The 6,833-nt window shown below is 74.6% G+C and carries 7 protein-coding genes; 2 read left to right on the top strand and 5 right to left on the bottom strand.

Annotated features, from left to right (window positions below; all coding sequences use genetic code 11):
* Positions 1–146: 146 nt before the first annotated feature.
* The 3 genes from ACIRRH_RS02360 to ACIRRH_RS02350 are packed head-to-tail and all read right to left on the bottom strand — an operon-like array spanning position 147 to position 2,927.
* A complete protein-coding gene (locus tag ACIRRH_RS02360; RefSeq protein ID WP_403060504.1) occupies positions 147–827 on the bottom strand; it encodes a response regulator in 681 nt (226 codons plus the stop codon).
* Complete coding sequence (macS, locus tag ACIRRH_RS02355) at positions 827–2,050, bottom strand: MacS family sensor histidine kinase (RefSeq protein WP_403060501.1); 1,224 nt, start codon at positions 2,048–2,050, stop codon at positions 827–829. The genes ACIRRH_RS02360 and macS overlap by 1 nt, the downstream gene beginning before the upstream one ends.
* Positions 2,051–2,105: 55 nt before the next feature.
* Positions 2,106–2,927 carry a lysophospholipid acyltransferase family protein gene (locus ACIRRH_RS02350; RefSeq protein WP_403060498.1) on the bottom strand — a complete coding sequence of 274 codons (822 nt, stop codon included), beginning with the start codon at positions 2,925–2,927 and terminating at the stop codon, positions 2,106–2,108.
* Between the two features lie 195 nt (positions 2,928–3,122).
* Between ACIRRH_RS02350 and ACIRRH_RS02345 the strand changes: the two genes are divergently transcribed.
* Both ACIRRH_RS02345 and ACIRRH_RS02340 read left to right on the top strand, forming a co-directional pair.
* Complete coding sequence (locus ACIRRH_RS02345; RefSeq protein ID WP_403060495.1) at positions 3,123–3,917, top strand: alpha/beta hydrolase; 795 nt, start codon at positions 3,123–3,125, stop codon at positions 3,915–3,917.
* 10 nt (positions 3,918–3,927) lie between these two features.
* Positions 3,928–4,665: a hypothetical protein gene (locus tag ACIRRH_RS02340; protein ID WP_403060492.1), complete on the top strand. Its 738-nt coding sequence runs from the start codon at positions 3,928–3,930 to the stop codon at positions 4,663–4,665.
* Here ACIRRH_RS02340 and ACIRRH_RS02335 read toward each other — a convergent pair.
* Positions 4,662–5,468 carry an endonuclease/exonuclease/phosphatase family protein gene (locus tag ACIRRH_RS02335; protein ID WP_403060489.1) on the bottom strand — a complete coding sequence of 269 codons (807 nt, stop codon included), beginning with the start codon at positions 5,466–5,468 and terminating at the stop codon, positions 4,662–4,664. The genes ACIRRH_RS02340 and ACIRRH_RS02335 overlap by 4 nt on opposite strands.
* A gap of 231 nt (positions 5,469–5,699) precedes the next feature.
* Positions 5,700–6,644: an ROK family glucokinase gene (locus ACIRRH_RS02330; protein ID WP_224284718.1), complete on the bottom strand. Its 945-nt coding sequence runs from the start codon at positions 6,642–6,644 to the stop codon at positions 5,700–5,702.
* Positions 6,645–6,833: the final 189 nt, after the last annotated feature.

Raw genomic sequence — 6,833 nt, 5'->3', positions numbered from 1 at the left:
CGGGGTGGGGGCACCCCGGCGCGGGGGCCGGCTGGGGGGCGGGCCGGCGGCGCGGGGCGCGGGCCCCCCGGCGCGGCCCCCCGGGGGGGGCCCGGGGGGGTGGTCCCCCGCCGGGGCCCGCGCCGTGGGGCAGGGCCAAAGGGCGCTCAGATCCCGTCGTCCAGGCCCTGCTCGATCGCGTACCGGACCAGCTCCACCCGGTTGTGCAGCTGCAGCTTCCCGAGCGTGTTCTGCACGTGGTTCTGCACCGTCCGGTGCGACAGCACCAACCGGTCGGCGATCTGACGGTAGGACAACCCCTTGGCCACCAGCCGCAGCACCTCGGTCTCCCGGGCCGTCAGCTGCGGGGCGGCCGGCGCCGAGGCCGGGGCCGGCTCGGCGGCCAGGCGGCGGAACTCGCCGAGCACCAGGCCGGCCAGGCCCGGGGTGAACACCGCGTCGCCGACGGCCGTACGACGCACCGCGTCCAGCAGCTCCTCCCGCCCGGCCGACTTCACCAGGTAGCCGGTCGCGCCGGACTTCACCGCCTCCAGCACGTCCTGGTGCTCGCCGCTGGCCGACAGCACCAGCACCCGTACCGCCGGGTCGTGCGCGACCACCTGGCGGCACACCTCGGCGCCGGGCAGACCGGGCAGGTTGAGGTCCAGCACGACCACCTGCGGCGTGCAGGCGCGGGCCCTGCGGACGGCCTCCTCGCCGTCGCCCGCGGTGGCCACCACGTCCAGCCCGGCCTCGGCGAGGTCACGCGAGACGGCGTCCCGCCACATCGGGTGGTCGTCCACCACCATCACCCGCACCGGCCGGTCGGTGGTCGGCTGATCGGTCATCAAGAGCCCTCCCTCGGGACGCGCAGTTCGACCTCGACGCCCTCCCCGGGCACCGAGTACAGCTCGGCCGTGCCGCCGAGGTCCAGCAGCCGGCCGCGGATGGACTGGGAGACGCCGAGCCGGCCGGCCTGCTCCGCCTCGCCGAGCCGGCCGGGGGCGAAGCCGGGGCCGTCGTCGCGGATGCTGACCGTGACCGCCTCCGGCTCGTCCTCGACCAGGATCCAGGCCCGGGCCCGCTCCCCCGCGTGCTTGCGCACGTTGTCGACGGCGGCGCCGACCGCCGCCGCGAGCTCGCCCGCCGCCGGGCCGGGCAGCAGCACCGCGGTGCCGGGCGCGGAGAGCGTGATCCGCTCGTCCGCGTACGGGCGCAACAGCGCGGTGAGGTCGTGCGGCGCGTCCGGGTCCGGCGGCTCGGCGGCGCCGGACCGCGGCGCGCGCTGGGCCGGCAGCGGACCGCCCGTCATCAGGGCCCGCAGCGCGCGCTCCTGTTCGCCGGCCAGCCGGCCGAGCTCCGCGAAGTCCACGCCGGAGCCCGTCCCCTCGCTCAGTTCCGCACCGCGCCGCTGGACCAGGGCGAGCACCTGGAGCACGCCGTCGTGGATGTCCCGGGAGAGCCGCTCGCGCTCCCGGGTGGCCGCCTCGACCTGGAGCGCCCGGGTGAGGGTGGCCTCGCTGGCCCGGGCCAGCTCGATCACGTAGCCGATCGCGCAGCCGGCCATCATCAGCAGCACGATGTTGTGGACGTTGTCGCCGGTCGGCCCGCCGTGGCCGAGGATGTTGGCGACGCCGATCACCGAGCCCGAGGCCGCCGCCGGGCGCCAGCCGCCCTTCGCGGCGAAGCCGAGCACCGTGCCGGCCGCCCAGATGGTCGGCAGGGTGGGCGCACCGTGGCTGATCCGGGCCGGGGAGTCGGTCAGGCCGCTCATCACGATGCCGGTGACGGCGAGGGTGAGGTCGGTGCCCAGGACGTACCAGGTGCAGCGCTGCGGATTGGCGAAGGCCCGGGTGCTGGCCAGGGTCCACAGGGTCAGCGCGCCCAGGAAGATCCAGCCGGCCACCGGGTGCAGGAAGTGCAGGTACGAGTTGAAGTACCGCAGCAGGGCGTAGCACAGGGCCATCACCCGGAAGTAGGAGATCGCCTTCCACAGCGGGAGCTCGACGGACATGCCGCCGGCCGCCACCGTGCCACCGACCGCGCCGGCTCTGCCGCCGTCGTCCGTCATCCGCCCCGCCCCTCCCCTGGGCCCGTCCGGGCCGGCCGTGCGGCCGCCCGGACGTCTACTCCGGCTTCTCCGAGGTGCCCGGCTCGGCGGACTTCTCCGCCTCGGCTGCCTTCTCCGCCTTCTCGGCCTCGGCGGCCTCCGCCTTCTCCGCCTTGGCCGCGGCCCGGCGCTCGGCGTCGGCCTTCTTCTTGTCCTCGGTGATCTGCCGCTTGGCGGCGGTCGCGTAGATGTCCACGTACTCCTGGCCGGAGAGCCGCATGATCTCGTACATCACCTCGTCCGTCACCGAACGGAGGATGAAGCGGTCGTTCTCCATGCCGTGGTAGCGGGAGAAGTCCAGCGGGCGGCCGATCCGGATGCCGGGGCGGATACCGAAGCTGGGGATCACCTGGCCGGGCGGCTGCACCTTCTCGGTGTCGATCATGGCGACCGGGATCACCGGGGCGCCGGTGGCCAGCGCGACGCGGGCCAGGCCGCCGACCTTGCCGCGGTACAGCTTGCCGTCGGGCGAACGGGTGCCCTCCGGGTAGACGCCGAACAGCTCGCCTCGTTCCAGCACCGCGATGGCGCTGCGGATCGCGGCCTCGCCGGCGCCGCGCACGCCCGAGCGGTCCACCGGCAGCTGGCCGACGCCCTTGAAGAACGCGGCGGTCAGCCGGCCCTTGAGGCCCGGGGTGTTGAAGTACTCGGCCTTCGCGATGAAGGTGACCCGGCGCTTGATCAGCGCGGGGAAGAAGAACGAGTCCGAGAAGGACAGGTGGTTGCTCGCGATGATCGCTGCACCCTCGGCGGGGATGTTCTCCTCGCCCTCGATCCACGGCCGGAAGAAGATCCGAAGCAGTGGCGCGACGATCATCTTCATCAGTCGGTAGAACAACCCGGGCCTCCTGTTATGCGGACCGGTCGATCCTAATGCCCCGCGGCCGTCCGGTGTGCCCGGCCCCGCCGTAGGGGCCGCGCCCGGCCGCTCGTAGGGGGTGTACGACCCGGCGCGGAGCGTGGGACGATGCGGTTTCGCAGCACCCCTCCCGCGTTCCTCCCCCAGCGCCACCCGCCCGCGAAGGAGTCCGCCATGCCGTTGCTGCCCGGTGCCGAGCCGTACCGCCACCATGGCGGACCGGTGGGGGTGCTGCTCTGCCACGGCTTCACCGGGTCGCCGCAGTCGCTGCGGCCGTGGGCCGAGGACCTGGCGGCGGCCGGGTTCACCGTCTCGCTGCCGCTGCTGCCCGGACACGGCACCCGTTGGCAGGACATGCAGCTCACCCGCTGGGAGGACTGGTACGCCGAGGTCGAGCGCGAGCTGCTGACGCTCGCCGAGGAGTGCGAGCAGGTCTTCGTCTGCGCGCTGTCGATGGGCGGCGCGCTGGCGCTGCGGCTCGCGGCGCTGCACGGGCCGACGGTCTCCGGCCTCGTGCTGGTCAACCCGTCGGTGCGCTCGGACACCCCCGCGAGTGTGCTGCTGCCGGTGCTGCGCCACCTGCTCCCCAGCGCGCCCGGAGTCGCCGACGACATCGCCCGGGCCGGTGCGACCGAGGTCGGCTACGACCGCACCCCGCTGCACGCCGCCTGGTCGCTGAGCCGGCTGTGGCGGGAGGTCCAGCGGCTGCTGCCGGAGGTGACCCAGCCGGTGCTGCTCTTCCACAGCCCGCAGGACCACGTCGTCTCGCCGGCCAACTCGGAACTGGTACTGGCCCGGATATCCTCGACGGACGTGACGGAGCGGCTGTGCCAGCGCAGCTTCCACGTCGCGACGCTGGACCACGACGCGGCGGAAATATTCGCGGCCTCCCAGGACTTCATCCGACGGCTGGCTCCCGCGCACGTGGCGGGCGTCACCCGGGTCGAATCCGACGATCACCATGGCTGAAGGGCCGGAAGTGCACGAGAGCAGCACGGCGGGCGGCGGGGACGAGACTCCCCGCGAGGACGGCGCGACCAAGGACGGCGGGACGAACGCCGCTGCCCCGGGCGGTACGCCGACGGACCGTACCGGCACGGACGGCGCCGCGACGCCCCCGCCCGTCAAGGACGCCACCGGGGACGCCACCGGGCCGCAGGCCCCGGCCGAACGCCGTCCGCGCCGCGCGCCCGAGCGCAGCCAGGCCGAGCAGGACGAGATCTTCGCCGCCCTGGTGGCCCAGTTCGACGACCCGGTCGACCTCAACAACCCGAACTGGCCGGAGGTCGAGAACCTCCGGGCGCAGAACGAGCTCAAGGGCGGCTACAAGGACGGCAGCGGCGGCCGTGGCGAGCAGGACGACCTCTCCGACCTCGCCCCGAAGCCCCGTCCCCGCTCCGGCCGGCCGGTGATGCCGGCGGGCGGCGCGGGCCCGCGCGACTTCGAGCTGGCCGAGGAGACCGACGAGGGCCACTACGTCCCGCCAGAGCCCCCGCCCCTTCCGGCCGCCGACGTGACCGCCAAGTTCGCCTGGCTGGCGGTGCTCGGCGGCCCGGCCCTGCTGCTGGTCGACGCGGTGGTCTGGCGGGAGATCTCCGGCTGGCCCGCCTGGGTCGGCATCACCGCCTTCCTCGGCGGCTTCGTCACCCTGGTCGCGCGGATGAAGGACCGCGACGAGGACGAGCCGGAGGACCCGGACCACGGCGCCGTCGTCTAACCCCTCGGCCGGCCACCCGGCTGACCGCTCGGCTGACTGCTCGGCAGTTCGAGGACGGCGAGCACCGGCAGGTGGTCGGTCGCGGCCCGCAGGTCGGCCTCGGTGACGCCGGGGAGCCCGTGCGGCACCCCGCAGCCGAGGACGGTGATCCCGGGCGTGGCGAAGACGGCGTCGATCCGCTGGTAGGGGCGCTCCGGCACGGAGGTGAACTCGCCTCCCCAGGGCGCGGTCGGGTACCCGTCCTGGAGCCGGGAGGCCAGCAGCCGCCGGCCCGGCCCGTCCGGGTGCTCGTTGAAGTCCCCGGCCACGACCCCGAGCTCGGCGATCTTGAGCTGGTCGAGCAACAGCTCGAACTGCCCGTACCGCTCCTCCTGGTCCAGGCTGAGGTGGCAGCTGGTGACGGTGAACGGCGCCGTGCCGGGCAGCCGAAGGAGCGCACTGGCGAAGCCCCGGGCGTGCAGGCCGCGGGTCTTGGGCAGCAGCCGGTCGTGCACCCCCAGCCGTTGCACCGCGCCGGGCCGGCCGAGCAGCAGCGGACCGGCGGCGGTGCGGCCGCCGCCGGCCAGCACGGCCGTCCCGGTGCTCCGGGCCAGCCAGGCGGCCTGGCCCTCGGGCCGCCAGTAGCGCGGGGACTCCTGGATGCAGACCAGGTCCGGATCGCAGGCCCGGATCACTCGGGCCAGCGCCCGCCGGTCGTCGCGCAGCGAGCGGATGTTGTAGCTGAGCAGGCGCAGCCGGCCCGGGCCCGGCGGTGGCAGCGGTTCGACGTTCGCGGCGGTTTCGGTCTCGCTCGCGGCACTCATGGTCCTCCCCTGGGCGGTCACCGGATCGATCCGACCGTACGCGGCCGAACCGGGACGTGCGACGGCGGGGGGGGGGGGGGGGGGGGGGGGGGGGGCGGGGGCCCCCCCCCCCCGGGGGGGGGCGGGGGGGGGGGGGGGGGCGGCGCCCGCCGGGGGGGGGGGGGGGGGGGGGGGGGGGGGGGCGGGGGGGGGCCCCCCCCCCCCCCCCCCGCCGGCGGGCTCGAAGGGGTGTCAGGCGGTGCGGGCGAGGTCCGCCGCGCCGACGATGCCGGCGGCGGAGCCCATCGAGGCCAGGACGACCTCGGCGCGCGGGCGGTGCACCCCGCCGGTCAGGTAGTGCTCGAAGGCCTTGGCGACCGGGTCGAGCAGCAGCCGGCCGGAGTCGGAGACGCCGCCGCCGAGCACGAAGACGCCCGGGTCGAACAGCGCGGCGAGGTCGGCCATGCCGCGGCCCAGCCAGTCGGACAGCTCGGCGTAGCACTCCAGGGCGAGCGGGTCGCCCTCCTCGGCGGCCTGGGTGATGTGGATGCCGCGGATGGTCTCGGCCACGCCGTCGTTGAGCTCCAGCATCCGGCGGCCGCGCTGCGGGTCGGCCGCGGCGTTCTCCCGGCCGTAGCGGCGCAGCGCACGACCGGAGCCGTACTGCTCCCAGCAGCCCTTGCCGCCGCAGCCGCAGGGCAGGCCGTCGGGGACCATGTTGAGGTGGCCGATCTCGCCGGCCACGCCGAAGCGGCCGCGGTGCAGCCGGCCGTCCAGGACGATGCCGCCGCCGATGCCGGTGCCGACGGTGATCAGCACCATGTCCTGGTGGTCGGCGGCCGCACCGAAGCGGAACTCGGCCCAGGCGGCGCAGTTGGCGTCGTTCTCGACGACGGTGGACAGGCCGGTGAGCTCCTCGATCCGCCCGCGCAGCGGCTCGTTCTCCCAGTCGATGTTGGGGGCGAAGATCACCGTGGAGCGGTTGCTGTCCACGAAGCCGGGGGCGCCGACGCCCACCGCCGTGACGCCGGGGTGCTCCTCCTTGAGCTCGCGCACGGCCTGCGCGATGGCGTCGACCGCCCACTGCGGGTCGGCCGGGGTGGGCACCCTGGTCCGGGCCAGGATCGTGCCCGCCTCGTCGACCACGCCTGCCGCGATCTTGGTCCCGCCGACATCGACGCCGATGGTCAGAGCCATGTGTCCCTCAGCTATTCACTCGTTCCCGCTGGACGGAACGCTACCGCCCAACTCTGTCCCCGTACACAGCCTCGCATACATTATCCGAAGACAATTCTGGAACAACCGAGCCGAGACGCTTCAAAAGTCGTATCTAATTTCCTTCTTCGTGACGTAAGAGAGCAGCGCGATCACCCTCCGAAGGTCACG

The sequence above is a fragment of the Kitasatospora sp. NPDC101235 genome (genome assembly GCF_044767505.1).
Taxonomy (GTDB): domain Bacteria; phylum Actinomycetota; class Actinomycetes; order Streptomycetales; family Streptomycetaceae; genus Kitasatospora.
Note: the sequence above shows the minus strand (reverse complement) of the source record. Positions and strands in the feature narration are given on the sequence as shown.

Coding starts and splice junctions, on each gene's coding strand:
- ACIRRH_RS02360 (WP_403060504.1), bottom strand. CDS start 827: ATGACCGATCAGCCGACCACCGACCGGCCGGTGCGGGTGATGGTGGTG.
- macS (WP_403060501.1), bottom strand. CDS start 2,050: ATGACGGACGACGGCGGCAGAGCCGGCGCGGTCGGTGGCACGGTGGCG.
- ACIRRH_RS02345 (WP_403060495.1), top strand. CDS start 3,123: ATGCCGTTGCTGCCCGGTGCCGAGCCGTACCGCCACCATGGCGGACCG.
- ACIRRH_RS02335 (WP_403060489.1), bottom strand. CDS start 5,468: ATGAGTGCCGCGAGCGAGACCGAAACCGCCGCGAACGTCGAACCGCTG.
- ACIRRH_RS02330 (WP_224284718.1), bottom strand. CDS start 6,644: ATGGCTCTGACCATCGGCGTCGATGTCGGCGGGACCAAGATCGCGGCA.